This is a genomic window from Actinomyces sp. 594 (genome assembly GCF_019325145.1).
Classification (GTDB): domain Bacteria; phylum Actinomycetota; class Actinomycetes; order Actinomycetales; family Actinomycetaceae; genus Actinomyces.
In genome coordinates, this window is record NZ_PIZC01000040.1 from 21,982 (window position 1) to 44,759 (window position 22,778).

At 69.2% G+C, this 22,778-nt stretch carries 23 protein-coding genes and 1 tRNA gene; 7 read left to right on the forward strand and 17 right to left on the reverse strand.

Translation table 11 applies throughout. The annotated features are described in order from the left end of the window. Window positions 1–135: 135 nt before the first annotated feature. Window positions 136–738 carry a LytR C-terminal domain-containing protein gene (locus GZ998_RS06770; RefSeq protein ID WP_162679046.1) on the reverse strand — a complete coding sequence of 201 codons (603 nt, stop codon included), beginning with the start codon at window positions 736–738 and terminating at the stop codon, window positions 136–138. Between the two features lie 85 nt (window positions 739–823). Between GZ998_RS06770 and GZ998_RS06775 the strand changes: the two genes are divergently transcribed. Further along, the gene (locus GZ998_RS06775; RefSeq protein WP_162679047.1) at window positions 824–1,501 is read left to right on the forward strand and encodes a uracil-DNA glycosylase; all 678 of its coding nucleotides are present in this window, start codon (window positions 824–826) and stop codon (window positions 1,499–1,501) included. Window positions 1,502–1,518: 17 nt separating this feature from the next. On the opposite strand, the gene GZ998_RS06780 is transcribed toward GZ998_RS06775, so the two are convergent. The 4 genes from GZ998_RS06780 to GZ998_RS06795 all read right to left on the reverse strand — a co-directional run bounded on the left by GZ998_RS06780 (window position 1,519) and on the right by GZ998_RS06795 (window position 5,639). Continuing rightward, window positions 1,519–2,292 carry a Rossmann-like domain-containing protein gene (locus GZ998_RS06780; protein WP_161925010.1) on the reverse strand — a complete coding sequence of 258 codons (774 nt, stop codon included), beginning with the start codon at window positions 2,290–2,292 and terminating at the stop codon, window positions 1,519–1,521. A 129-nt stretch (window positions 2,293–2,421) separates the two neighbouring features. Beyond that, a tRNA-Thr gene (locus GZ998_RS06785) sits at window positions 2,422–2,497 on the reverse strand. Between the two features lie 107 nt (window positions 2,498–2,604). Beyond that, on the reverse strand, window positions 2,605–3,447 hold the full coding sequence (locus tag GZ998_RS13090; RefSeq protein ID WP_219109415.1) for a thioredoxin domain-containing protein: 843 nt from the start codon (window positions 3,445–3,447) through the stop codon (window positions 2,605–2,607). Window positions 3,448–3,644: 197 nt separating this feature from the next. Continuing rightward, on the reverse strand, window positions 3,645–5,639 hold the full coding sequence (locus tag GZ998_RS06795; RefSeq protein WP_219109416.1) for a serine/threonine-protein kinase: 1,995 nt from the start codon (window positions 5,637–5,639) through the stop codon (window positions 3,645–3,647). 226 nt (window positions 5,640–5,865) lie between these two features. On the opposite strand from GZ998_RS06795, the gene GZ998_RS06800 reads away from it, so the two are divergent. The 3 genes from GZ998_RS06800 (at window position 5,866) to GZ998_RS06810 (ending at window position 9,262) form a co-directional block, all read left to right on the forward strand. Beyond that, complete coding sequence (locus tag GZ998_RS06800; protein WP_161925073.1) at window positions 5,866–6,993, forward strand: ABC transporter ATP-binding protein; 1,128 nt, start codon at window positions 5,866–5,868, stop codon at window positions 6,991–6,993. Window positions 6,994–7,254: 261 nt separating this feature from the next. Next, a complete protein-coding gene (locus GZ998_RS06805; protein ID WP_161925074.1) occupies window positions 7,255–8,628 on the forward strand; it encodes a DUF4032 domain-containing protein in 1,374 nt (457 codons plus the stop codon). 64 nt (window positions 8,629–8,692) lie between these two features. Beyond that, complete coding sequence (locus GZ998_RS06810) at window positions 8,693–9,262, forward strand: hypothetical protein (protein ID WP_219109417.1); 570 nt, start codon at window positions 8,693–8,695, stop codon at window positions 9,260–9,262. A 235-nt stretch (window positions 9,263–9,497) separates the two neighbouring features. On the opposite strand, the gene GZ998_RS13095 is transcribed toward GZ998_RS06810, so the two are convergent. From GZ998_RS13095 to ispF, 7 genes are all read right to left on the reverse strand, one after another. Continuing rightward, window positions 9,498–9,629, reverse strand: coding sequence for a hypothetical protein (locus GZ998_RS13095; RefSeq protein WP_257505426.1), 132 nt, complete (start codon window positions 9,627–9,629; stop codon window positions 9,498–9,500). A gap of 384 nt (window positions 9,630–10,013) precedes the next feature. Then, window positions 10,014–10,223 carry a hypothetical protein gene (locus tag GZ998_RS06815; RefSeq protein WP_219109418.1) on the reverse strand — a complete coding sequence of 70 codons (210 nt, stop codon included), beginning with the start codon at window positions 10,221–10,223 and terminating at the stop codon, window positions 10,014–10,016. A gap of 14 nt (window positions 10,224–10,237) precedes the next feature. Then, window positions 10,238–10,600 carry a hypothetical protein gene (locus tag GZ998_RS06820; protein ID WP_219109419.1) on the reverse strand — a complete coding sequence of 121 codons (363 nt, stop codon included), beginning with the start codon at window positions 10,598–10,600 and terminating at the stop codon, window positions 10,238–10,240. A 149-nt stretch (window positions 10,601–10,749) separates the two neighbouring features. Next, the gene (locus GZ998_RS06825; protein ID WP_219109420.1) at window positions 10,750–11,991 is read right to left on the reverse strand and encodes a hypothetical protein; all 1,242 of its coding nucleotides are present in this window, start codon (window positions 11,989–11,991) and stop codon (window positions 10,750–10,752) included. 153 nt (window positions 11,992–12,144) lie between these two features. Next, on the reverse strand, window positions 12,145–13,140 hold the full coding sequence (gene rlmB / locus GZ998_RS06830; protein WP_161925079.1) for a 23S rRNA (guanosine(2251)-2'-O)-methyltransferase RlmB: 996 nt from the start codon (window positions 13,138–13,140) through the stop codon (window positions 12,145–12,147). Window positions 13,141–13,237: 97 nt separating this feature from the next. Continuing rightward, window positions 13,238–14,773, reverse strand: coding sequence for a cysteine--tRNA ligase (cysS, locus tag GZ998_RS06835; protein WP_219109421.1), 1,536 nt, complete (start codon window positions 14,771–14,773; stop codon window positions 13,238–13,240). 83 nt (window positions 14,774–14,856) lie between these two features. Next, window positions 14,857–15,459 carry a 2-C-methyl-D-erythritol 2,4-cyclodiphosphate synthase gene (gene ispF / locus GZ998_RS06840; RefSeq protein WP_161925081.1) on the reverse strand — a complete coding sequence of 201 codons (603 nt, stop codon included), beginning with the start codon at window positions 15,457–15,459 and terminating at the stop codon, window positions 14,857–14,859. Between the two features lie 197 nt (window positions 15,460–15,656). Here ispF and GZ998_RS06845 point away from each other — a divergent pair, with 197 nt between their 5' ends. The 3 genes from GZ998_RS06845 (at window position 15,657) to GZ998_RS06855 (ending at window position 19,050) form a co-directional block, all read left to right on the forward strand. Further along, on the forward strand, window positions 15,657–16,943 hold the full coding sequence (locus GZ998_RS06845; RefSeq protein ID WP_219109422.1) for a methyltransferase domain-containing protein: 1,287 nt from the start codon (window positions 15,657–15,659) through the stop codon (window positions 16,941–16,943). Window positions 16,944–17,049: 106 nt separating this feature from the next. After that, the gene (locus tag GZ998_RS06850; protein ID WP_219109423.1) at window positions 17,050–18,504 is read left to right on the forward strand and encodes a serpin family protein; all 1,455 of its coding nucleotides are present in this window, start codon (window positions 17,050–17,052) and stop codon (window positions 18,502–18,504) included. 96 nt (window positions 18,505–18,600) lie between these two features. Beyond that, entirely contained in the window at window positions 18,601–19,050 is a 450-nt protein-coding gene (locus tag GZ998_RS06855; RefSeq protein WP_161925084.1) for an N-acetyltransferase, read from the forward strand. A gap of 30 nt (window positions 19,051–19,080) precedes the next feature. Here GZ998_RS06855 and GZ998_RS06860 read toward each other — a convergent pair whose 3' ends face one another. From GZ998_RS06860 to GZ998_RS06880, 5 genes are all read right to left on the reverse strand, one after another. After that, complete coding sequence (locus tag GZ998_RS06860) at window positions 19,081–19,752, reverse strand: HAD family phosphatase (RefSeq protein WP_161925085.1); 672 nt, start codon at window positions 19,750–19,752, stop codon at window positions 19,081–19,083. Beyond that, window positions 19,752–20,246: a hypothetical protein gene (locus tag GZ998_RS06865; protein WP_202616214.1), complete on the reverse strand. Its 495-nt coding sequence runs from the start codon at window positions 20,244–20,246 to the stop codon at window positions 19,752–19,754. The genes GZ998_RS06860 and GZ998_RS06865 overlap by 1 nt, the downstream gene beginning before the upstream one ends. Beyond that, window positions 20,243–21,040: an HAD-IIB family hydrolase gene (locus GZ998_RS06870; RefSeq protein ID WP_162679057.1), complete on the reverse strand. Its 798-nt coding sequence runs from the start codon at window positions 21,038–21,040 to the stop codon at window positions 20,243–20,245. The genes GZ998_RS06865 and GZ998_RS06870 overlap by 4 nt, the downstream gene beginning before the upstream one ends. A 103-nt stretch (window positions 21,041–21,143) precedes the next feature. Continuing rightward, complete coding sequence (locus GZ998_RS06875; protein ID WP_162679058.1) at window positions 21,144–21,614, reverse strand: transcriptional accessory protein; 471 nt, start codon at window positions 21,612–21,614, stop codon at window positions 21,144–21,146. Window positions 21,615–21,751: 137 nt separating this feature from the next. Beyond that, window positions 21,752–22,414, reverse strand: coding sequence for a DUF417 family protein (locus tag GZ998_RS06880; RefSeq protein WP_162679059.1), 663 nt, complete (start codon window positions 22,412–22,414; stop codon window positions 21,752–21,754). Between the last annotated feature and the right edge of the window lie 364 nt (window positions 22,415–22,778).

The window sequence follows — 22,778 nt, forward strand, 5'->3', positions numbered from 1 at the left end:
CGTCGGCCCGAAACGGGGTGTGAAAGAGCTCTCCGTACGTCACAAGTGCCGGTCTCGGCGTGTCACTTGTGCCGGTCTCAGCAGCCATATCTACCGAACTCGGCGGGTCAGTTTTGCCGGTCGCGGCGGGGAGGGTCACTCCTGGTAGTCGCTGCGCAGCACGACCACGATCGGGTTGGACTGGGCCTCCTCGGCGGACTCCACCACTTCACCCGACCCGAGCGCGTCGGCGACCGCTTGGGCAGTGGCCGCCAGCTCGGCGGAGGCATAGTAAATGGTCGTAACAGTCGGCTCTTCCATGGTGTAGACACCCTGGGACACCGTCACAGAGGTGAAGCCGACATTGCCCAGCTTGTCACCGGTGCGGGTGGCCAGCCCAGTGGTGTCGGTGCCGTTGTGCACCGTTATCCCCGTGGTGAAATCGGTGCTGCCAGTGGCCTCGGCGCTCGCCTCCGAACTGGCCTCGGCGCTGGCCTCCGGGGCGCCCCGCTGCCCGTCGGCAGACGCCTGCGCCGTCGCAGCGCCGCCCGAGGCCGCGGCCGTGGACTCCCTTCCCCCGGTCGCGTGCCTGCCCAGCAGACCGACCACGCCCCAGGCCAGCAGCGGCACGATGATGAGGATGGCCAGCAGCGGGATCCAGCTGCGCCAGGCGGGAACTTGGGCGCGATGCACCCCGACGGGCACCGGACCGTCGTCGTCGGCGTCGAACTCGTCGTCGGGGTAGTCGTAGCGGCTCACACGGTGAGGATACCGGCAGGACGCCGCTAAAGCGGCAGATGCGCGCCGACACCCCGAGCCCGGGCCCGCCGATTAGGCTCTGGGTGTGACCGAACCGAAGCCACTGTCCGAGCTCATCCACCCCTCCTGGGCCCAGGCCCTGGCCCCCGTGGAGCCGGCGATCCACGAGATCGGCGCCCGGCTGCGCGAGGAAGTCGCGGCCGGCCGCGGCTACCTGCCCGCGGGAACTGACGTGCTGCGCGCCTTCACCTACCCGCTTGACGATGTCAAGGTGCTGATCGTCGGCCAGGACCCCTACCCCACGCCGGGCCACCCGATGGGGCTGAGCTTCTCGGTGCAGCCGGGCGTGCGCCCGCCCCGCAGCCTGGAGAACATCTACACCGAGCTGGTCAGTGACCTGGGCGTCGCGCGCCCCACCTCCGGCGACCTGACCCCGTGGTCGCTTCAGGGGGTGATGCTGCTCAACCGGGTGCTCACCGTGCGGCCGGGCGCGCCGGCGTCGCACCGGGGCTGGGGCTGGGAGACGGTTACGCAGCGCGCGATTGAGGCACTGGTGGCGCGGCAGCGGCCGCTGGTGGCGATCCTGTGGGGACGCCCGGCCCAGTCCCTGTCCCCCATGCTGGGGGCGACGCCGATCATCGCCTCTCCGCACCCCTCACCGCTGAGTGCCTCTCGCGGCTTCTTCGGCTCCCACCCCTTCTCCAGGGCCAACGCAGAGCTGGAACGCATGGGGGCGACGCCGGTCGACTGGCGCCTGCCCTGAGCCCCGCGGGCCGCCGGTCACTCCCCGACGGCGTGCAGGTGCATGCGCACACCGGGCCCGATCTCACCGGACGCGGCCAGCTCCTCCAGGTCGGCGGCGGAGCGGACCTCAGCCGCCGGCACGAATCCCGTGACGGTGGCGACCCCTAGGTCCAGGAACAGCGGATGCATGGGGGTGGAGGGGCCCACGAGCACCGTATGTGCCCCGCCGCCAACCGCCAGGTCGACCAGCCGCGGCATGGTCTTGTTGACCAGGCTTGAGGAGGAGATGAACACGTAGTCGGCCTGTGGCAGCAGGTACTCGCAGGCGGTGTCCGGGTAGTCGCCGGGCCGGGGATCGCGTTCCAGCGTCCACAGTTCGCCCGCCCGCCACAGCACGCGGCGGGCGAAGGGGAAGTGACCGATGACCGCCACTTTCAGGCCGGCGACGGCGTCTTGATACGGGTCGAATACCTGCCCCCAGGTGAGTCCGTCACCGGTGGGAACGAAGCCGTGAGAGGCGGCGACCTCGGGGCGCGAGTACCAGGAGTTGATGGCGGCCAGCCCGACACTCGCCTCGGCGAGGTTCCAGCTCCTGGCCAGGGCGGCGACGTCGCGCAGGGGCCGACCGACGTCGGGGATGTCGGCGGAGGCGGCCGGACGCGATACCGCCTTCAGCGACCAGGCGGAGCCCAGCCCGTCGGCGGAGTTGAGCACGCGGGTCCAACGCGGGCCGCGGCGGGATGCCGCGACGGTTACGCCGTCGGGGAGGTCATCGATAAGGGCCTCATAGACTTCCCAGGGGCTGGCCACCGCGGTTCTCCTTAAGGTCGACGGGGCCCGGCCGCAAGCCGAGCCGTATTCAGGCAAGGCTCACCTTATCGCCGCGCGTTCCGGTTCGGCAGGCGGGTCTCAGCAGGCGGCCCACTGCGCGGAAAAACATGGAGCCGCGTGTCGGACTCGAACCGACGACCTGCTGTTTACAAGACAGCTGCTCTACCAACTGAGCTAACGCGGCATGCGGGGTGAGCTTACCCGGTCCCGCCCGGAACGCCCACAACTGCTCCGCACGGCACCGGACACGACCCTGCGCGGGCATTGCCGGGACGGCAGTAACTACTGCGGCTACTGCGCGGAGGAACCGGAGCCTCCCCGGATGCGGTCGGTGATGCCGGTCTCCGTGGCGATATCGGTCAGCTCAAGCTTCTCGCTTCCCAGGGCGACTGTCGGCGTGCCGGTGATCGCGGCCTCCGCGAAGGTCTTGTCACACAGGTCGAGCCAGGCGCCATAGGTGTTCGCCGTGATGGCGGAGGCGATCTGCTCGACGACGGCATCGCCGACGCCCGCCTCTGTCGCAGCCTGCGTGACCGACTCGGCGTTGATGGCCGAGAAGTCCCCGCGGGCGTAGATCTCTGAGAATCGAGTCATGACCGCATGGTGGAAGGCGAACGCGGAGGTCGGCTCCTGATCCAGGACCACGCCCATGGCATTGCACACCATGTCACTCCAGCTGTTCCCGAGGGACCGCGAAGTGTGCAGCACCAGGTTGATCGTGCCGTCACCCAGTAGCGTCTCGATCTCCGTCTTGTGGAGTTCCTCGAAGTTGGCACAGTGGTGGCAGGAGTAGTCGAAGTAGATGTGCAGGTTCTGGGCGCCGTCCGTGGTGGTGCCGGGCTGGAGGTCGGAACCGAAGACGAGTGACCCGTCGGCACGGATGGTTGCCGGAATTCCGTCACCGCTGGCAAGGTCCGTCACGATCTTCCCACCCAGGGCTTCCTCATCGCGCCCGGCGATCACTACCGCGGCCACGGTTCCGGCTACGGCCAGCCCGCCTACGCCCAGGAAGCTGCGGCGCGTGATCCGGGCGCGGCGCTCCCGGCGCTCCTGCTCTTCACGCAGTGCCCGCGCCTTGGCGCGGGCCGCCTCTCGACGCTCGGCCTTGGTGGGACGGGGCTGATTAGAGGCCACGAATAACTCCTCGACTGAATCCTTCGGTGCGGTGCCGCCGCGAAGCCTGCGGCGCCGACCAGCTTAAGCATTGTGCCTTGGAGCAGGCGGAAAGGCACGTCCCTGGGGCTGCGGCCTGCCTCACGCCACCGACAGGCGCACCCGCAGCACCCCGGCACAGGGGAACCAGAAGGAAGACCCGATAACCAGATGGAGGGCTAGATGAAGTCGAAGGGCGTCATGCGGGCGAGCGGCACCGCCCCCATGACGAACAGGAGCACCACGCCCAGGGCGATCGCCGCGAATACCGCGGCGCCGATCAGCCGATTCGAGCGACTGCTGAGCAGCACGTCGATCATGCGCGCGCCGCCCCGGCGGGTAGGCGCCCCCCAGGGAATGAACCAGGACACCAGCATGTATGCGGCACTGGCGGGCACCAGGCAGAAGCCCACCCGGTGGTAGTCGCTCCACGAGGCCAGCACGGTGGCGCTGTCCGCCGGGCCGAATCCGAGTGCGTTGCCGGTGACGGAGAAGATCACTACGGCCACCAGCGCACCAACGGCGCAGGACGCTGCGGCCGCCGCCAGGGACCGCACCAGGTACCACGGCATTGACGCCCACATGCGCGAGTTGTCGGTGCCGGACACGTAGCCGTTCCTCAGACGGCGCCACCGACGGGCGTCATCCGCCCGCCCCACGGTGCCGGCAATCACGACCAGCAGGGAGAACGCCAGCCCAATCCACCCCGGAATGGGCAGCGACAACGCCACCAGCATCAGGAAGAAGACGGCTGCGACCGACCGGTGCCGCCTGGGCTCGAGCGCCCATTCGGGGACGGCCCCCGGCTGCGGGCTCGGCTGCACCTGCGGCGGGCTCGGCTGCACCTGGGGCGGCCTTACCGCTACCGCGCCCGAGTCCGCCTCTTGCCGGACGGGCACCGCACCGGTGCCCGGCGTGTACGACGGCGGCACCGCCCGGTCCACCGGGCCGGAGGTGACTGCGACGGCGTGCGGGGCAGGGCGCACAGCCCCCGCCGCGGAGGCGGAGGCCTCCACGCCGGCGGTGTCGGGCTGCGATGCCGGGGCGGAGAGGAATCCATATGCGCCTGGAGGGGCGGAGGACACCACCCCGTACCCGGAGGCCGTGCCGGCTGAGCTCTCTGAGCTCGCGGCGGTCACCGCTGCGGCGCCCGTCGGGCTGCTGGGGAGCGAGGGACTGACGGGCCTGACCGGCGCGCCGTACCCCGGGCCCGCTACGGCCCCGTAGGTTCCGGTCGTGGTGTCCGACTCGTCCACCGCCGTATCCGGCACCGCCCGCGACAAGGCGTTCTCCCCGGTGCCGCCGTCGGCGATCTCATCAAGAACCTCCAGCAGCTCCGGCACGGACAGGCGGTCGGCGACGTCGGGCGCCAGCGCCAGCTTGAAGGCACGGGCGAGGGCGGGGTGCGTCTCCTCCAGGTCCCCCAGCTCCGGGGTGCCGGCGTAGACCCGGCGGAACACCGCCTGCCACGGGCCGGCGCCGAAGGGCGAGCGGCCCGTGATGGCGAACAGGATCACACCCGCGCAGGCGTACCAGTCCACGTCCGGGGTGGGCTCACCGCCGTCGAGCATCTCGGGCGGGATGAAGCCGGGAGTGCCGGTAACCTGACCGGTCTGGGTGAGGCGGACGTCGTCGGCCACCTGCGCGATACCGAAGTCGATCAGCACCGGCCCCTGCATCCCGAGCATCACGTTGGAGGGCTTCAGGTCGCGGTGAATCACGCCGGCGGCGTGCACGGCGGACAAGGAGTCGACCAGGCCGTGCGCGAGATCGGACAGGTCACGGATGTCGGTGTCCAGCCGGTAGACGCCCTCGTGGTCGACTTCGCTTTGCAGGGTGGGCCCGTCCACGAGCTCGGTGATGACGAAGGTGACGCCGGCGCCATCCGCGCCGTCGCCGGTCTCAATGTCGAGGATGCGGGCCACGCGGGAGTCCTTGACCCGGGCGAGCACGGCGGCCTCACGGTCCAGCCGCTTGCGGGCCATCGGGTCGGCCGCGATCTGCGGGTGGAGGATCTTCATGGCCACGTGCCGACCGTCTGCGTCAACGGCCTCCCAGACCACTCCCATGCCGCCCGCACCCAGGCGGCGCAGGAGCCGGTAACCGCCGACGTCGGCTCCCGCGCGCAGTCCTGCCAGGGAGGCGGGCGTTGCGCTGTCGGGGCTGTGCGTCATGGCGCCACAGTACCGGCAGCCGCCACAACCACCGCGGACGTGAGGGGATTCACAGCCCTTTCAGAGTTTTCTGAGCTGCCGCGGGCTACCTGGAGTGCGCCGTCGTGTGACAGAGTTGGTCCTGCCCGGGGGCAAACCGCTCCCGGCCCGTGTCAATGCGGACACGCATCGGCACCTTTCACCACGGATCGTCCGGCACGTACCTGCCGGTGAAGGGATACCCCTTATGGCAACTGTCACTTTTGATCATGCCACCCGTATCTACCCGGGGAACGACACCCCGTCGGTGGACAGCCTGAACCTTGAGATCGCCGACGGCGAGTTCCTGGTTCTCGTAGGCCCCTCGGGCTGCGGAAAGTCGACCTCCCTGCGCATGCTCGCAGGGCTCGAGGACGTCAACTCCGGCCGCATCCTCATCGGCGACCGCGACGTGACCGACGTCCAGCCCAAGGACCGTGACATCGCCATGGTCTTCCAGAACTACGCCCTGTACCCGCACATGTCTGTGCACGACAACATGGGCTTCGCCCTCAAGATCGCCGGTACTCCCAAGGATGAGATCGACCGGCGCGTCAAGGAGGCCGCCAAGATCCTCGGCCTGACCGAGTACCTGGACCGCAAGCCGAAGGCACTGTCCGGTGGTCAGCGCCAGCGTGTGGCCATGGGCCGCGCCATCGTGCGCAAGCCCAAGGTCTTCCTGATGGACGAGCCGCTGTCCAACCTGGACGCCAAGCTGCGCGTGCAGACGCGTACGCAGATCGCGTCCCTGCAGCGCTCGCTCGGCGTCACCACCGTCTACGTCACCCACGACCAGACAGAGGCGCTGACCATGGGTGACCGCATCGCGGTCCTCAAGGACGGCGTGCTCCAGCAGGTCGGCACTCCGCGCGAGATGTACGACAAGCCGGCCAACGACTTCGTGGCGGGCTTCATCGGCTCTCCCGCCATGAACCTGGGCCGGTTCACGGTCAGCGACGGCGTTGCCTCCATCGGCGCCGCGCGCGTCCCGCTGTCCCGGGCCACGCTCGACGCCCTCGTCCCGGAGGACAACAACAAGGTCGTCATCGGCTTCCGCCCCGAGTCCCTCGAGGTTGTCTCCGCTGAGGACCAGCACTCCATCCCGGTGCGCCTGTCCTTCGTTGAGGAGCTGGGCAGCGACGCCTACATCTACGGCGAGCTGGTCGGCGCCGAGGGCTCGGAGGACAAGCTCGGTTCCGGCGAGGACTCCAGCCAGATCATCGTCCGCGTGCCTCCGCGTACCGCGCCGGAGCCCGGTGAGACGGTGTACGTGCGCATCAAGCCGGGCGAGGAGCACATCTTCTCCGCCTCCACCGGCAAGCGTCTGCCCGCCTGAGCCGGCCCGGCCGCCTGCGGGTTGCGTTCGCGTCCGCAGGCGCGGGAAGACCAACCGGTTGGGCCCCGTTCCTCCGCGCGAGGGGCGGGGTCCAACCGCTCCGGCACCGTCCGACCCGCCTGCCTTCCCTGACGGGGCGGTTTTCAACGAAACCACATGTATCGTTCGCCATGATCCGATGACCACAAGGCGAGCGGCCTCGCCTGCAACGACCCGGCGCCGTCGCGGAGCGCTCCACGGCGGACCTGAGAGAATGCGCTCATGCCCCAGTCCATGCAGATCACTGCGGCCACGATTGACCCGGCGCTGCTTGATCTCCCGTGGGAAATCCCATTGGAGGAGTGGCCGACCGACGTGCTTGCCGCCCTCCCGCGGGGGCTGTCGCGCCACATTGTGCGTTTCGTGAACCTGTCCGAGCGGGTCATCGCCGTCAAGGAGATCGGCGAGGAGGTCGCTTACCGCGAGTACGAGCTGCTGCGGGACCTGGTCAGGCTCGGGGCGCCCTGCGTGACGCCGACGGCGGTCATCACCGGACGCAAGGGCCTGGACGGCTCCATCCTCAACTCGGTGCTGGTCACCGAGCACCTGTCCTACTCGCTGCCCTACCGGGCGCTGTTCAGCCAGTACATGCGCCCGGAGACCGCCACCCGCCTGATTGACGCCCTCGCCGTACTGCTGGTGCGGCTGCACCTACTGGGCTTCTACTGGGGGGACGTGTCCTTGTCCAACACGCTGTTCCGCCGTGATGCGGGCGCGTTTGCCGCCTATCTGGTGGACGCCGAGACCGGTGAGCTGCACACCGAGGGCCTGACCGAGGGCAAGCGGTTGTACGACATCGATATCGCCCGCACAAACATCATCGGCGAGCTCATGGACTTGCAGGCCGGCGCCCTGCTGGAGCCCAGCGTGGACACCATTGAGGTGGGTGACCGGATCGTCAGCCGGTACACGGAGCTGTGGGACGTGCTGACTGCGGAGGAGGCCTTTGACCTGGGTGAGCGGTGGCGAGTGCGCTCACGCATTGAGAAGCTGAACAAGTTGGGATTCGACGTCGGCGAGCTGACCATGAAGACCGAGGCGGACGGCTCCGGCACGCGCATGGTCATTCAGCCGAAGGTTGTGGACGCCGGCTACTACCACCGCCGGATCATGCGTCTGACCGGTCTGGATGTACAGGAGCGCCAGGGTCAGCGGATGCTCAACGACCTGGAGACCTTCCGTACGGTCACCGGCCGTAAGGATGAGCCTGTGGAGCAGGTGGCGCACGCCTGGTTGTCGGAGGTGTTCGAACCCACTATCTCCGCCGTCCCGATGGAACTACGGCGCAAGCTGGAGCCGGCGGAGATCTTCCACGAGGTGCTCGAGCACCGCTGGTACATGTCCGAGCAGAGCAGGCGCGATGTCACCACCGAGGAGGCCGTGGCGGACTACGTCAACACGGTTCTGCCGCAGCGCCCGGACGAGCAGGCGTACCTGTCGCTGGGCGACACCCAGGAGATGGAGGCCATCTTCAGCGACGACGAGCCCGTGCCCGCCGACGACGAGGAGTTCGCCGCCCTCGACGAGGCCACCGCCGCCGCCTTCGAGCTCAACCCCATGGGCTTCACCGCCGGCATGAAGTTCAAGGGCGAGTAGCGCCCCAGAAACCATCGACGAGCGCGCAGCATCGTCGGCACTATTGGCATCAAGGACCCTGACCATGGGATGGCTAGAGACTCAGCCCATGCGCCGCTTCGAGGTGGCGGCGCCGCCGCGGGACGCAGTGCGCTTCGTCATTGATCAGCTGAGGCCGCGGGGCTTCTCCCTGGAGACCTGGGACCTGGACTCCGTGCTGGCCGCACGAGGGCCGTGGACCGGCGTGGTCCTGCGCGAGGGCAGTGAGGCCGGAAGCTTTTTGGCGGAGTACCTTGCCGAGGCATTTCCGTTCGCGCTCATTCTCCCCTGGGTACGCCGCCAGCACGGGCGCGTGCGCCTGGCGGTGCTGGCCCGCCCGCTGCGCGACCGCGCGGCCAGCGAACTCATCTGCTGGCACTTCTCCCGCAATTCCGGAACGCCGTGGAACCGTCCCAAGCACTTCACCATTGACGTTATGGAGGGCTTGACCGAGCCCCTGCACGCAGCGGGCCTGCTGCTGGCGGGGCCGGCCAAGCCATCCAGCTGGAACACCTGGAAGGCCCTGCCCACCGATCACCCGCTGCATCCTAAGCAGTGGCGCGCCATCAGCGGGGAGGCGCGGCGTCGCGGCCGTCGGCGTCGGGATGGCGCGTAGCCAGCGCGCCGTCGCGGATCACGTTGCAAGCCGCCCTTCTCGACCAGGTGCGCCACCACGCGGCCGGTGAGTAGCGCCAAGTGTCCAGATTGATGACAAACGACGCTCAGCCCGCGATCCGCGCTGCATGAAACGGCGCAATTCCAACAACCCGTGAGCTCACCCCTGGGTGTCGGCAAGGCGTTTGTCATCGATTTTGACACTGTACCGAGGGCTCCATAAGGCTTCTGCCGAATCACGGCCTTGGTGCCCCGCAACAGCCTCCCAGCTGCACGCGCACACCGGTGAGCACTCGGGCGTCGTCGGCCGCCAGCACCAGCGCGCCCAGAAAAGCCGCCATGGTGTGCGACCAGTAGGGCACGCGCATGCACGCGCTCGCCCCCGCGGATACGCGCGGCGCACCGCCTCGTGGTGCGCCTCCCAACCCGCGGCACCGGCGACCAGCGACAGCAGGCCGTCGGCGGTTTCGAATACGGCACGCGCTACCTCACCGGGACTGCCGTCACGCACCTCCACGGCGATAACCACCGAACGCGATGAGACCTCACCGCGCACCGGCAGTCGCTCCGCAATATGAGTGGCGAGGGAATGGTCGTAGGTGACCCGCTCCGAGGGCAGTCTCAGCGCCAGCCCCTGAAACGTGAACGGTCCGGCGTCCCGGCAGGCGGCGTAGGCGCACTCGCAGATCAGGCTGATGGTGGCGGGCGTCAGCTCCCGCGACACCCCCACCTGGAACCAGCCGACGGCGCCGTCATCGACGAAGTCGTCGGCTGCGCCGCGAGGCAGGTCCCACCCGGCCCTCCTCAATAGCCAGGCCCACACAGTCGGCCGGAGGCACCAGGTTCAGACCCCTGATCGCCGCCTCGCCGATCAGGGCACCGTAGGCTACGTCGTCAGAACGGTTGGCCGCCCCGGCCGCTGTGCCCTCGCGGTGCCCGAGCACGCCGATCTCGAGTGTCAATAGCGACGAGTGGTTTACGGTTTGCAAATTAAAGTCCTTGTTGCCGTAACCACTATATTTGGTGCGTCGATTTGACTCTCATTTGGTAATCTGATCGACAGTTGGTCATCGCCAGCGGTCAGCTGAAATGCGCCGCCGGGATCCAGCGGCAAAGAAGTACTGACATCGTCATCAATGCAGACAGCCGAATCACCGGTGGACTCGACACTTAGAAGTTCTTCTCCCGGAGCGTTTTCGTTCGACGCCGCAAGAATGCAGTCCTGTGCAGAATTCAGTTGACTGTCGGTTGACGAGTCCGCAGCACTCGCGGCCGAATGCAACGGCAAAAATACGAGAGCAAGAGATACCGCAGTTGACATCACCGCACTGCGATGCATGCGTTCCTCCTAAAGGATTAGGGCGCGATGGCCCCAACACGCCTGTGAGCGCGGCAGCAATTCCCAAGCGCCTGCCAAGGGAAGCAACGAGTCGTCAGTTACGGGCGCCCGTGTCAGGGCGTTTTGCAGCGTACAGCTGCCAGACCGCCTCAGGCCCCGAGCTCCTCGGCCACCAGCGCCATCTCCTCATCCGCGCGGCGCCGCAACTCACGATGCCGGGTCCAAGACGCAAGCGAGACCTCGGCCACGGCGTCCACCAGCAGCACCACTCCCGTGCCCAGCATCCCGCGGGACGTCAACCCGGTGCGACCGCGACGGCGCACCGCCGCCCCAATCAGCACCCCGCCGATCCCCGCTTCCAGTAGTGCGCCGGCGCGCATGATCCAAGGCCGCTCAGTGACGGTATCAATGTAGGTCTGCCAGAACACCGAACCCGGCGCGGAAGGGTCCTGCAGCATCAGCCCGACCGAGCGCCCCACGGCATTGGACAACCCGCGCGGCTCATGCACCACCGCCCCGGGCGCCTCTGCGGGCGCCAGCCGGCCAGTCAGCACCGAGGCCACCCAGTCGGGCATACCGAGCGCGTCCACCAGTGCCACCAAGCCATCCAGCCCAGGGGTGGAGAAGGCCTCGGCCACGGCCTGCGCGTCTGCGCCAGGCACGGTCTGGGCAACCAGTGACACGTCGGTGGAGTCCTTCAGCAGCTCATCCACCAGGTGCCGCAGCGCCGGCCCCGGGGTGGCCACGCCGCCCCACACGTACTTCGAGCTCATGCCCCAGGAGAAGACGGCGTCATCCTCACTCTCCCCGGTGACCACGGCGCGCACCGCGATATCACGCGTGTCCACGCTCATTACCAGGGCCGGCAGGGACTCCTCATCCCAGCCGAAGGTGCCCAGCTCATTGCCCTCCCCGGCGTACATGACGACGCGCCGGTCCAGGGCGGGCAAGGAGACAACCGCAAGCGGACGCTCCAGCAGGGTTGCCTGCAGCGGCACCATGTAGGCGCTGAGCGGGGAGACAACCACGGTGCGGGAGGCATCCGGTGTCTGCTCCGACACACTCGGCAGCGCCACACCGTCCGGCAGGGCGTTGAAGGAGGCCGGCCCGATGGTGACATCACCGGAGAACTCGCGGGCTAGGGACTCCACCAGCTCACTGATGCGGATCCCGGCGATCGCGCCGCCGCGCGACGGCGGGGTGACCGCCACGCGCCCGTCGGCGTCTGCCAGCAGGGTTAGGGACAGCAGGTGGGGCGTAGCCGGGTACCACTCGAGGCGGGCGACGACGCGATCCGCCTCAAGGCGCGCGGCAACCGCGTCCGGCTGGGTTCCGGGCACGACTAGCACACCCTCGGTGCGGTTCCAGCGCTGTGCGTGGTCCTGAGCCATAGAGGCCTCCTAGTCGGATGGTGACGACCGTTGTCCGCCGACCCGTCCGCACGACGGGCGGGTACACGACCATTGTGTCAGCATAGAGCCTCCCGGTCAGCCCCGTGCGCCGCGCTGATCCCGATACGCGAGCAGCAGCGCGGCTGCCGTCGCCTACCGGGCCGCACCCGCCAGGCGACGCAGCCGGTCCACCTCGTACAGTGCGATGCCCGTGGCGACGGCGGCATTAAGGGACTCCACCGTTCCGGCAATCGGAATGGAGACCAGCAGGTCGCAGGTATCACGCACAAGCCGCGACAGCCCACTGCCCTCCGCGCCCGTGACCACGACCAGCGGGGAGTCCGCCAGGTTCAACTCCTCCACCGGCGTATCCGCCCGCCCATCCAGGCCGACGACGAAGCACCCCTCCTTCTTCAGCGCCTGCAGGGCCCGCACAAGATTCGTCTCCCGGGCCACCGGCACCCGCGCGGCGGCACCCGCGGAAACCTTCCAGGCGGCGGCACTCACGCCCGCCGAGCGGCGCTCCGGAATGATCACGCCGTCGGCACCGAAGGCCCCGGCTGAGCGCAGCACGGCGCCGAGGTTGTGCGGGTCGGTGACCTGGTCGAGCGCCACCAGCAGCGGCGTGTGCCCGGCCTCGCGAGCGCGGTCCAGCAGGTCGCGGGCCAGGACGTAGTCGTAGGCGGGTACCTCAATGGCAATGCCCTGGTGAACGGCACCCTCGGTGAGTGCCTCCAGGTCGAGCCTGGTGGCCTCCACCACGGGCGCCCCCACGAGGGCCGCCCGGCGCACCACGGCGTTCAGGCGGTCGTCGTCCTGCGCGGAGGAGGCCATGAACACGCGGGTGATGGGCACACGCGCACGGGCCGCCTCCGCAACTGCGTTACGGCCACAGACGATCTCGTGGCCCGCCGGCACCCCGAAGCGGCGCCTGGCCTCCTCCAGGCGCCCAGCGTGGGTGGGCTGGGCCGCGCGGGACTCGGCAATGGCCTTCGCACGCGCCTTGGGGTGGCCGACCCGGTCCTCCGCCTTGGGCGTGGGCCCCCGTCCCTCCAGCCCCCGACGGCGCACCCCGCCGGAGCCCTTGAGCGGGCCCTTCTTCTTGCTCGACTTGCGCATTGCGCCGTGCCGCTGGTCGTTTCCTGGCATCGTGTAGATCCTGTTCCTCGGTTAGCGTCCGTTGGTCCCGCTTGGTCGCGGTTACAAGTGTCCTGCTATACGGCTTCGGTCGGCCGGGCACGGGGTCTCAGGCCAGGTGCCAGCGGGCCCCGCCGCCCGAGCCCGCGGCGCCGTCCTCGACGACGACCCCGGCGGCGGCCAGCTCCTCACGCAGCGCGTCCGCCCGCGCCCAGTCCTTGGCGGCGCGGGCCTGGGCGCGCTGCTCCAGCAGCCCCGTGACCAGTCGGTCCAGGGCACGCATGGCGGCGTCGTCCGCACCGCTCCCCGCGCCGATCACCCGAGCGCGCCACGGTTCCGCGAGCGGGTCGAGGCCAAGCACATCCAGCTGGGCGCGTAGATCCAGGGCGGCCGCCGCGACGGCGTCGGTGTCAGTGACGGGGGCGGCCAGGGCGGTGTTGAGCCGCTTGAGGGTGGCGTGAACCACCGCCATCGCGCCCGCGAGGTTCAGGTCATCGTCCATGGCGCCGACGTACTGCGCAGGCAGGGACCGGGCCCTGAGCACCGCGGCACCAGCATCAACCGGGCTAGTGCCGCCGTCGGCCGGCGCAGTGACCTCAAGCGCCCGTAGAACCGCCCCGGACAGCCGCTCCCACAGGGAGGCGGCGTCGGCCAGGGTCTCCGCGGAGAACTCCACGGTGGAGCGGTGGTGGACGGTCCCCAGCGCCAGGCGCAGCACCGCCGGGTCGTAGGACCTCAGCAGCTCGGAGACCACCAGCGAGTTGCCCAGGGACTTGCTCATCTTCTCGCCCTTAATGGTCACCCAGGCGTTGTGCACCCAGTGGCGGGCGAAGCCCCAGCCCGCGCCGTGGGACTGGGCCTGCTCGTTCTCATGGTGCGGGAAGCGCAGGTCGATGCCGCCGCCGTGAATGTCGAAGGACTCCCCGAGGTAGCGCCGGGCCATGGCCGAGCACTCCAGGTGCCAGCCGGGACGGCCCCTGCCCCAGGGCGCGTCCCAGGAGGCGTCCGCGGGCTCGCTCGGCTTGGCAGCCTTCCACAGGGCGAAGTCACGCGGGTCGTGCTTGTCCGCCTCCACCTCGGCGTCGAGCTGCGAGTCGTCCTCGGTGGTGGCCAGGTCGTCCACGTTCTGGTTGGTCAGCGAGCCGTAATCCGGCAGGGAGCGCACGTCGAAGTAGACGTTGCCCGACTCGCCGGTGTAGGCGTGCCCGGCCTCCAGCAGCCTGCGCACCAGGTCGATCATCGCCGGGATGTGACCGGTGGCCCTCGGCTCGTAGGTGGGGGCCTGCACGCCGAGGGCGCGGTAGGCCGCGTCGAACTCGCGCTCATAGCGCTGCGCCCACGCCCACCAGGGCACCGGCGGGTCGGCCGCCGCGGACTTGGTCAGAATCTTGTCATCGATGTCGGTTACGTTGCGGATCAGTACGACGTCCTGCCCGCAGCGGGTCAGCCAGCGGCGCAGCACGTCGAAGGCGATGGCGCTGCGCATGTGGCCGATGTGCGGGGAGCCCTGGACCGTGGCACCACACAGGTAGATCGTCACCGTGCCGGGGGTGACAGTTGGCGCCAGGGGCACAACAGCGCGGGCCGCCGTGTCATACAGGCGCAGGTTCAGCGCGGGACGCGCATCATTCACGGAGGTGCTCACCCCCGCAGCCTAGCGGGTGCGGCAAGCCCGGCACCGCCCGGGCGGCAACCGCCACGGCTGCGGCACCGCCCGGGCGGCTACTGTCACGGCTGCGGCACCGGCCAGACCAGGGCGGTGGCGACGGCCGCCAGACCCTCCTTACGGCCGAGGAAGCCCAGGCCGTCGGTCGTGGTTGCGGAGAAGGCGACATTAGCGCCGACGGCCTCGCTCAACGCCGCGGTCGCCTCCTGAAGCCGGTCGGCCACGCGGGGGCGCGCGCCGATCAGCTGGACGGCGACATTCCCGATCTCGAATCCGGCTTCACGCACCCGCCCCGCGGTCTCGGTCAGCAGCGCCGCCCCGGCGGCGTCCTTCCACTGGGGGTCGTCGGTGCCGAAGTTGGTGCCGAGATCGCCCAGACCAGCGGCAGACAGCAGGGCGTCGCAGCAGGCGTGGGCCACCACGTCACCGTCGGAGTGCCCCTCCAGGCCAACCTCGTCCGGCCAGTTCAGGCACGCCAGGTTCAGCTCGGTGCCGGAATCGGCGTCGGCGAAGGCGTGTACATCGGTGCCGATGCCCGTGCGGGGCGTCCACTGGGCGATCTGCGCGCGATAGGCGGCAGCATCGGCCTCGGTGAATGTGGCGGTGCCGGCGGAGTGGCGGGCAGTGCGCTGCGTGCTGGCATCGGTCTCAGGTTCATCACTCATGCGCGACAGTCTGCCGTATACCCGCCCGTTACCCATGCATCCTCCTGTTCCCCCGCGCGTCGGATCGCCGGATCACGTATGCCGTGACGCCATTCAGGGCCGTCCAGGCACCCTGAGCGGCTGCGCCTGCCAGCCGCCTTGACGCGGGGGCGGGCCGGGATCAGACAATGCCACCTGTGGTTTGCGCAGGCACGCACATGAGCGACCTCCCCACCGCACCGGGGATGGCGGCGTCGCTGTGCGCGCTGCACGACGTCGGCACCTGCCGGTCCTGCCCGCACCTGTCAGCACCGCTGACCGCACAGCTGGCACGCAAGCAGGCGCGTGTCACCCGGCTACTGGCCGACGGCGCGAACCCCGTGCCGCCGCGGGCGTGGGAGGAGCCGGCGGCGAGCGCGCCGGAACGATTCCGCAACAAGGCCAAGATGGTGGTCTCCGGGACGGCGGCGGAGCCGCTGCTGGGCATCCTCGGGCCGGGCGGACGCGGCGTCGACCTGCGCTCCTGCCCCCTGCACGTGCCCCAGGTCGCGGCTGCGCTGCCGGTGCTCGCGCACACAATCACGGAGCTCGGGTTGACGCCCTACGACGTCTCAGCCAGGCGCGGTGAGCTCAAGTACTTGCTGGTGACGGCCTCCCCGGACGGGGACCTGATGGTGCGCTTCGTGCTACGCAGCCGCCGCCACGTCGCCGCCCTGCGAGCCGCCCTGCCCGACCTGCAGCGGCGGCTGCCGACGCTGGCGGTGCTCAGCGCCAACATTCAGCCGGTGCACCAGGCGATCATTGAGGGCCCGGAGGAGATCGTGCTCACCGAGGAGGACCGCCTGCTCATGCGGCTACAGCTGCCGGAGCCGCCCGGCGCCGCAGTAGGGGGCGTCCAGGAGGGCATGGCCCGCAGGCGCATGCGGGAGCTACCGCTGTTCGTGCCCACGCGCTCCTTCTTCCAGACCAACACCGCCATCGCCGAGCAGTTGTATGCGACCGCCCGCGACTGGGCCGATGCCGCACCCGGCGCGGCGGTGGGAAGGGAGCGTCTGGTGTGGGACCTGTTCTGCGGCGTCGGCGGATTCGCCCTGACGCTGGCCGGGCCGGGCCGGCGCGTGCTGGGCGTGGAGGTGTCGGCGTCGGCGATCGACGGCGCCCGAGCCGCGGCCCGACTCATGCGGCTGCCGGAGGGCGCCGTGCGCATTGAGGCGGGCGACGCCTCCGTGCTGGACCCGGGGGCCGGGGCCGTGCCGGACCTGCTGGTGGTCAACCCGCCGCGGCGTGGCATTGGCGCGGAGCTGGCCGCGCGCATCGAGGCCTCGGGGGTGGAGCGGGTGCTGTACTCCTCGTGCAACCCCGTCAGCCTGGCGAGCGACCTGGAGCGAATGCCGTCGCTGCGGGCGGGGCGGGCGCGCCTGTTCGACATGTTCCCCCACACCGACCACGCCGAGGTCCTAGTAGACCTCCGCCGAGACCGAATGACACACCCAAACCGGCACTAGTGACACACCCAAACCGGCACTAGTGACGCATCGAGACCGGTTGATATGGCGGTTCTGGGCACGACGGCCCATAGATCGGCGCCGCCACGTCACCTAGCCTCGACGCATGGCGAGCAACGGCGCACCCGGTCCCTCTTCATCCACTCCCTCCGCGTCTACCTGCCCCGCGGCCCCCACGGCCCCGGGCAGTCTGCCCCGGAGACGCGGGACTCGCGGCCTGTCCCGCCGCCGGGCGCTGGCGCTCCCGCCCGCCATCGCCGCGCTGGTGGCCCTCGGCGGGTGCGGAGTGTTCGGCGGCTCCGCGCGGGCACAGGCCTACGACACCGACGCCGTCCACCGCGAGATCTCGCTGGAGGACGCCCCCGTGGCAGCGGAGGCCGCGGCCGCCTGCGCCGCCCTGAGCGAATCCCTATTGCGCTTCCGCCTGGGTGAGAACCCCGCGGCCAACGCCTTGACCTGCCCGGTCGGAACCGCCCTGACCATAGCCCTGCTGTACGCGGGCTCCGACGCTCCCGCCGACGGTGTGGAGGAGCTGCTCGGAGTGGCATCATCGGCCGATGGCTCGGGCGCCGCTGCGGATGACGCCCGTGACCAGACCTGGTCGGCGCTGCAGAACAGCCTGCTGATCTACGAGCCCACTGAGGCACAGCTGGAGAACTACAACCCCAAAGCGATCCCGGAGATTCCGTTGCTGCACATCGCCAACCGGGTGCTGCTGGTCGGGGACAACCCGGCGGTGGACCAGGCCTACCTGGACGCCGCCCGCGAGTGGTACGACGCCACCACCGAGCACGCCGCCCTAAGCGATGCCAAAGCGGCCCTTGACGCGTGGGCGCAGAGACACACTGGCGGGCTGATCAGGTCCTCCGGCATTGAGATCACCGAGGACACGCGGCTCGTCCTGCAAAACGCCCTGCTATTCGCCGCCGGGTGGGCCTGGCCCTTCGACGCGAATGACACCGCCGACGAGGACTTCACCCTTTCCGACGGCACGGTAGTCACTGCCCGGCTCATGCGCGACAAGCTCCGCCTCCCCTATGCGCAGGGCCAGGGCTGGCAGGCCGTGCGCCTGCAGTACGCCGAGGGCAGCGGCCGCACCGTAATGGACGTGTTCCTGCCCGAGGTCGGCACCAACCCATCTGACCTGCCCGAGGGCACCTGGGCCGAGGCCTCGGCGGCGCTTGACGCCAACGCGTATGGACAGCAGCGTATGGCCGAGGTCCGGCTGGCCCTGCCCACCTTCGACCTAGCGCCCGGCCCCGTGAATCTGCTCGCCTTCCTCACGGCCCAGGGCATAACACTGGACTCTCTGGAGCACATCGGAGAGAACCTGGAGGTTGACCAGGCGGTCCAGCAGGTCCGCCTCATGGTCAAAGAAGAAGGCACCGTCGCTGGAGCCCTAACCGAAGTGTCCATAACCGAAAGTGCCGTACCCGACGAAGAAGACAACCCAGTCAGCTTTATCGTCGACCACCCGTTCGTGGTCCGCATCCTCGACCAGTTGACCGGCCTGGTGCTGATCGAGGGCGTCATCATGGACCCGACCGCGACCACCGGGTAATTCCCACCCGGACCACGCCGCCGTGCGCCTCCCGAGGGCCACCCGAACGGTTACGCTCTTACCCGGCAGCCCCTCCCACGACTGTAAGGAGTACCCGTGAGCGTCGACGTCGTCACCCAGTCCACCCCCGAGCTGGTCGAGGCAATGGAGCGCCTCATCCCCCAGCTCTCCCGCAGCGCCCCGGCCCTGACCGCCGCGCAGTGCGAGGCCCTGGTCGACCAGCCCGGCGTGTACCTGTTCGCCTTCCGCCCCGACGCCCCGCTCGCAGACGGCACCACCCCCATTCTGGGGATGCTGACCCTGGCGACCTTCACCATCCCCACCGGTCTGCGCGCCTGGGTGGAGGACGTCGTCGTCGACGGCGATGCCCGTGGCCACGGTGCCGGCCAGGCACTGGTGGAGGCGGCGGTCGAGTACGCCCAGTCACTGGGTGCCCGCACCGTCGACCTCACCTCGCGTCCCTCCCGGGAGGCGGCCAACCGCCTGTACCGCCGGGCCGGTTTCAAGCTGCGCGAGACGAACGTGTACCGCTTCTCCGGGGAGTGACCCCGCGGTCGGTCCGGGGCGCGGCGGCGCTCAGGGCTCGGCCCACAGCAGCAGGTGCGGCGTGACGGCCTTCAGGTCCGGGACGACGACGAGCCCGGGATCGGCCGGGAAGTGCTTGTGCCCGCCGATCTGGATCACCCGCAGGTCGTTGGCGCGGGCAGAGGCGGCGCCGGTGGCGGAGTCCTCGACGACGACGCACTGGTCCGCGCTCAGCCCCAGCAGGCGCATGCCGGCGGCGTAGGGCGCCTGGTCGGGCTTGCCGGGCAGGCCGTCGTCGCCAGTTATCAGGCCGGCGAACACGTCCCCGAGCGCGTGGGCGACCGCCTCGACGATGGGGCGCGGGGACTGGGTGACGATCACCTGCGCCAACCCGACCTCTAGCAGCGTCTGGGTGATCTCCCGGGCACCCGGGACCAGCGGCGGGGAGGCCTTGACGGCGGCCTCCACGTCGGCAGCCATGGCGGCGAAAATCGCCTCGGCCGCCGGGTCGTCAGGATCGGAAGCCGCCCCAGTAGCAGCAATCAGCTCACGAGTACGGCGAATCGAGGCTCCCTCCAGGGCGGCCACCTGCGCTTCGGTGACGGTACCGCCGGCGGCCTCGCAGCGGCGGCGGAAGGCGTCATCCCAGAAGTGCTGAGAGTTGATGAGCGTGCCATCCATGTCCCACAGGACGCCGCGCACGTAGCGGCCGACGTGGTTCACTACTCGCCTCCAGAGCTGCGCCGACCGCGGCCCTTGCGTCGATCCCGCTTGGCCCGCTTGTCCTGCTCAGCCTGCGCCCACTCGATGCGCCTAGTCAGCCAGGCGCGCGTGTCCGCGGTGAGCATCTTGTTGTCCTCCAGCAGGCCGCCGGCGCGCAGCCGGGTGAACTCCAGGTACTCGGGATTGCGGGTACGCCCGTACTGGCGCTCCGCCTCACGTAGATCGGATGCGTCCCGTGCGACCTGCCGCTCGATCATCTGTCTGCCCAGCAGCAGGAAGATCGCCAGCACCAGCGCCACAATGCTGCCGTAGCCCTGAGTCGGTCCGTAAAGCAGGGCTGCCAGGACGGATAGCCCGATGGCGGGCCCCATCATGCCGTAGGTGTAGCCCTCGGAGCGGCCGTCGTGGCCACGCGCCCAGGCGCGGAGCTTGGCCCGCCCGTCCGGGTCTCCCCCGTTGAACCAGTCGCGTACCCGCCCGCCGACGCCGCTCATCGCGCTGCCCCCTCAAGCAGCTCGTCGATGAGCTCGGCCATGGAGCCCACCGAGCGCTCGCAGGCGGCGACGACGTCGGGCGGGGACCAGGGCAGGCAGATGGCGTGGTCGGCAACCGCGTGCATGGAGATGTCGTTCCAGGAATCGCCGACGCTCCAGGTCTCGATCCGCTCGCCGGCCAGCGGCCCGTCGGCGCTGGTGAGTGAGTCAACCAGGTCGCTCAGGCCGGCACCCTTGGTGGCACCGGCGGGGATGACGTCGAGGAACTCCTGATTGCGGACCACCTCGATCTGATCCGGCCAGCGGGCGGTGAGGTCGGCGACGATGCGCTCCCGCACGGCGTCGTCGCGTACCCGCATGGGCACGCCGATGAACCGGTGACCCGGCATCTCCTCCACCGCCATGGGCCGGAAGATCTCCAGGATCGGGGAGGTCTCATGGTAGGTATCGGACAGGATGTGGTCGGCCTCCATGGTGGTGCCGAAGACGGTGAGCCCGTCGATGCCCTGCAGGAAGCTGGCAATCTCGTGCGCGACGCCGTCGGGCAGGTAGCGGGCGGACAGGACCCGGTATTCGCCGTCGATCAGGACGGCGCCAGTGAAGGTGACGGCGTAGTCGAACTCCAGGCCCAGGGGCGTCAGGGTGTGACGGGTCGCGAAGACGGACTTGCCGGTGTCCACCACCAGCAGGTTGCCGGCATCCCGCCAGCGCTGCATGGCGTCCAGGTCCGCGGAGCTGACGCGCCGGTCAAACAGGACCGTGCCGTCCAGGTCGGTAGCGATGAGTTGGCGCACTGCTTCTCCTGCCGGGCCGAGGTATGTGCTGGGTTACAGCTTACTGACTGCACCCCCAAAGCGCGTAGAAACACCGGCAGCAGAAGCTGCTTGAATCCTCGTTTCAGGAGGCGACGCGAGTAATCGCCACCACGATCATTACGCCGCCGCCGATGACCTGGAGCATGCCCCAGTACTGCATCGGAATCCAGAACATGGTGTGACGGTTGCGCAGGCCACGCTGGAGGCGGGCGCGCTCCCGTTCCACCAGGGAGCCAACCTGCTGCTGGGCCTCCTCTACGCTGCGCGGAGCCGGCACGCCCGGTGCGGCTTGGAAGGCGCCGGCCTGCACCCGACCCAACAACTCCTGCTGGTAGTCGGCAAGGCGCTGTTCCGCCTGCCGACTGGGCCGGGTGATATTGAACCACTTACCCACCAAGTAGCTAGCGAAGCCGAAGAACAGGCAAGCGATCCCGATGCACATCGTCTGGGTCGAGTCACTGCCTCCCAGGGCCGAGGCCACCGCGGAACCGGCTCCCACACCAAGACCCCAGAACAGCAGCGCCAGGACACCACCACCAGTCCAAACAATCACGCCGCCACGGTAATCGGATCACCAACCACTTACAACTCGGTCACGCGACCCAACTGAAATCAGGGCACAGTCACCAAAGTCACTTGCCAGTTTCCAGCGCGTCAATGGCTTCCGGTGCGTTTGCGCGGGCGTGCGTGTCAGGCCGCGACCTCGTCCCGGAGCCGGACATCATCCGACTCCGCCCGGGCCCTACTGGCCTCACGACGCCTGAGGGTGGCCCGGGCCGAGTCGACCAGGAGCACGAAGCCGGCCCCCATCTGGATGCAGTCCTTGACCACCAGGCGCCCGCGCGCCGACAGGTAGGGGAAGCCGAGGTCGGCGTCGGCCACCCCCTCAGCAGGTGCGGACACCCATGTCTCCGGCGTGGTAACCAGGAACGACAACGTGATGAAGGAGAATCCAATGACCCCCAGCGCGCCAAGCATCCCCAGCTCGGGGCGTATCCAGTGCGCCGCCAGCAGCAGGCCGATGCCGACGATCGTGACACCGACGAAGATGGCCACCGGGTAGGTCGCGTTGGCCTCGTGCCAGGCACGGTTGGTCGCATTGAGCACGCCCTCGGCGTTCATGTGGGCCTTGTAGCCGTCGGGGTCACCGATCATCCACCGCATGAAGGGAGAGTTAGCGACGAACGGGATGATTCCGTCCGCCTCGTACTTGAACCACTTCAATGCGCCGATCCACACAAAGACGATGATGACGCCGACGCGAAGCAGCGTCATAGCCAAGCGGTCCAGGGCGGTGACACGTCGCGCAAAGGATTCGATAAGACCGGTACCGGCGGCAGTTCCAGCAGTCATGGCGCAACTCTTTCTGTCGTCGAATTGTCTCACGAAAGACACGGGCCTACTTGTGAGCATCCGCGTCCTTAGGCGGACCTAAGGCTAAGGTGCCGCACACGATGACGCAATATGCGCGACGTCGCACCGCTGTGGTCTACGCCACCATATTCCCCCTTGTCATGCAGGCACAGGGTGGCGGCAGCGGCGCTCGGCCAGCCTCAGGCCCTCGCGGGCCCGGGCGACGGTCCGTCCCGGCCGGTGGCGTAGTCCAGCAGCGCTATCAGACCGGAGCAACCCCGGCACCGGGACTCAGCACCGCCCCACCCCGTCACGCACAAGACGTCGAGGTCGGCCGAAGTGTGCAACTTCGACCGACCTCGAC

Coding starts and splice junctions, on each gene's coding strand:
- GZ998_RS06795 (WP_219109416.1), bottom strand. CDS start 5,639: ATGACGCACAGCCCCGACAGCGCAACGCCCGCCTCCCTGGCAGGACTG.
- GZ998_RS06800 (WP_161925073.1), top strand. CDS start 5,866: ATGGCAACTGTCACTTTTGATCATGCCACCCGTATCTACCCGGGGAAC.
- GZ998_RS06805 (WP_161925074.1), top strand. CDS start 7,255: ATGCCCCAGTCCATGCAGATCACTGCGGCCACGATTGACCCGGCGCTG.
- GZ998_RS06810 (WP_219109417.1), top strand. CDS start 8,693: ATGGGATGGCTAGAGACTCAGCCCATGCGCCGCTTCGAGGTGGCGGCG.
- GZ998_RS13095 (WP_257505426.1), bottom strand. CDS start 9,629: ATGCGCGTGCCCTACTGGTCGCACACCATGGCGGCTTTTCTGGGCGCG.
- GZ998_RS06820 (WP_219109419.1), bottom strand. CDS start 10,600: ATGCATCGCAGTGCGGTGATGTCAACTGCGGTATCTCTTGCTCTCGTA.
- GZ998_RS06825 (WP_219109420.1), bottom strand. CDS start 11,991: ATGGCTCAGGACCACGCACAGCGCTGGAACCGCACCGAGGGTGTGCTA.
- rlmB (WP_161925079.1), bottom strand. CDS start 13,140: ATGCCAGGAAACGACCAGCGGCACGGCGCAATGCGCAAGTCGAGCAAG.
- ispF (WP_161925081.1), bottom strand. CDS start 15,459: ATGAGTGATGAACCTGAGACCGATGCCAGCACGCAGCGCACTGCCCGC.
- GZ998_RS06845 (WP_219109422.1), top strand. CDS start 15,657: ATGAGCGACCTCCCCACCGCACCGGGGATGGCGGCGTCGCTGTGCGCG.
- GZ998_RS06850 (WP_219109423.1), top strand. CDS start 17,050: ATGGCGAGCAACGGCGCACCCGGTCCCTCTTCATCCACTCCCTCCGCG.
- GZ998_RS06865 (WP_202616214.1), bottom strand. CDS start 20,246: ATGAGCGGCGTCGGCGGGCGGGTACGCGACTGGTTCAACGGGGGAGAC.
- GZ998_RS06880 (WP_162679059.1), bottom strand. CDS start 22,414: ATGACTGCTGGAACTGCCGCCGGTACCGGTCTTATCGAATCCTTTGCG.